This window comes from bacterium (assembly GCA_026398675.1).
In the GTDB taxonomy this organism is placed as follows: Bacteria; RBG-13-66-14; RBG-13-66-14; order RBG-13-66-14; family RBG-13-66-14; genus RBG-13-66-14.
On the sequence record JAPLSK010000336.1, the window covers coordinates 1 to 1,879 of the forward strand.

Sequence of the window (1,879 nt, forward strand, 5' to 3'; positions counted from 1 at the left end):
GAGGGGAGAGGGGACATTCGGCAGCCCTCACTCAGGGCCGTAAGCGCGCTTCCCCCCAGAGGGGGGAGGGGACATACGTCGTTTCTTACCCCGGCCCGTAAGCGCGCTTCCCCCCAGAGAGGGGAGGGAGAATTAATCCTCCGACTCGCCGTAGCTGGGCACGCAGCAGCCGTTCCAGGTGACGCGGTAGATGTCGCCGGTGTCCAGGCTGTAGGCGAAGATGTCGGTGTAGGCGTCGTCGAAAATGACCGTCCGGCCGTCGGCGGTGAAGGCGGGGAAGCGCTTGGCGCCGCCGTTCTCCGTCAGGCGCCGCGAGTCGCCGCTCTCGGCGTCGTAGACGGCCAGCTCCCAGTCGCCCTCCTGCCAGTTGCTCGCCCCGGTGTAGCTGCGGACGCAGACGACGCTGTCGCCGTCGGGGCTGAAGCGGGGGAACAACCCCGGCCCCAGGCGCCGGATATCGGAGCCGTCGGGCCGGCAGAGGTAGACCTCCGGTTGGCCGGTGTAGGCGGTGCGCCGGGACTGGAAGGCGATCCACTCCCCGTCGGGGCTCCAGTCGGGGTAGGAGTCCTCGGCGGGGTGGTTGGTGACGCGCGCCGTGTCCCCGCTCGATACGTCCAGGGTGTAGATTTCGTAGTTGCCGTCGCGGTCGGTGTGGAAGACGAGGGCGTCGTCGTCGGGGGACCAGGCGGCGGAATCCTCGACGCTCGGGGTGGCGGTGAGCTGCTCGACCCCGGAGCCGTCGGGCCGCATCAGGTAAAGGTCCAGGTTGCCGGTGCGCTTGGAGCTGAAGCAGACGAGCTCCCCGTCGCGGGAGATGGTGGACTGCCAGCTCTGGCCGTCGGCGGTCAACTGGCGCCCCTCCCCCGTGGCCAGGTCCAGGCTGTGGATGTCGCCCATGAGATGAAAAACGAGGGTGCCGGAAAGCGCCAGCCCGACGTTGTAGGGCGTGTCCCCCTCGGCGGCGGCGGGGAGGGGCAGGGCGCCGGCGGCCTCGGCCAGCTCCTCGGCCAGCTCGGAGCAGACCGCCGGGATGCGCCGCTCCACCTGGGCCGTTTCCTGCGCCCCCTTCGCCACCAGGCCGGTCGCGACGTTGACGAAACGCACGGCGATGGTGAAGGCGCCGTCGAACTCGGTGACGCTGCCCAACAGGATGTAGTCGGCCTCGACGAGCCGACCCACCTGGGCGGCGTCGCCCTCGGTCAGGCCGGAAAGCGCCAGGGCCTGCTCCTGGAGCACCTGGGCCAGGCGGCCGCGCTCGACGAGGCGCAGGTCGCCGCGGGAGTATAGCTCCGCCCGCACCAGCTCCGACGCACCGCGCGCCAGCCCGGCGTCGCAGTTCACCGCCTCGAAGTCCACGATGGCGATGGTGGGTTCCGCGGCGGGGGCGGCGAGAGCCAGGATGATGAGCAGAAAGGCCGTTTTCTTTGGCATGGCTGCATTCCTTCTATCCCCCCCATTTAGGAAGAGGCTTTCATTCATCCCCTTCCCCCCTTGGGGGGAGGCTGGCCTACGGGCTAGGGTGAGGGCTTCCTCTTATCCCCTCCCCCCTTTGGGGGGAGGCTCGCCTACGGGCTAGGGTGAGCGGCTTCCTCATGTCCCCTCCCCCCTTTTGGGGGGAGGGTTAGGGTGAGGGGCTTCCGGGAATATGCTCGGCTATCTTTAGTAACACTCCCTCAAGGTTGTTATATACATCCGTATTCCAAAACCGGATTACACTCATTCCCATCTCTTCGAGTTGCTCTGTTCTACTCTTATCGCGGATTATCTTACTCTCCTCGGCGTGCCCTCCGCCGTCGAGCTCCACGACCAGTCCTGCCTCCGGGCAGTAGAAGTCGAGGATGTAGCCTTTCAGCGGATGCTGGCGGCGGAACTTGGCGCC

General features: G+C 67.4%; 2 protein-coding genes. Both read right to left on the minus strand.

The window, feature by feature from the left end:
• Window positions 1–132: 132 nt before the first annotated feature.
• Window positions 133–1,431, minus strand: a complete 1,299-nt coding sequence (locus NTW26_09870) for a hypothetical protein (protein MCX7022559.1) — start codon at window positions 1,429–1,431, stop codon at window positions 133–135.
• 190 nt (window positions 1,432–1,621) lie between these two features.
• Window positions 1,622–1,879, minus strand: a 258-nt coding sequence (locus NTW26_09875) for an endonuclease domain-containing protein (protein ID MCX7022560.1), incomplete at its 5' end; no start/stop codon positions are given.

Coding starts and splice junctions, on each gene's coding strand:
- NTW26_09870 (MCX7022559.1), bottom strand. CDS start 1,431: ATGCCAAAGAAAACGGCCTTTCTGCTCATCATCCTGGCTCTCGCCGCC.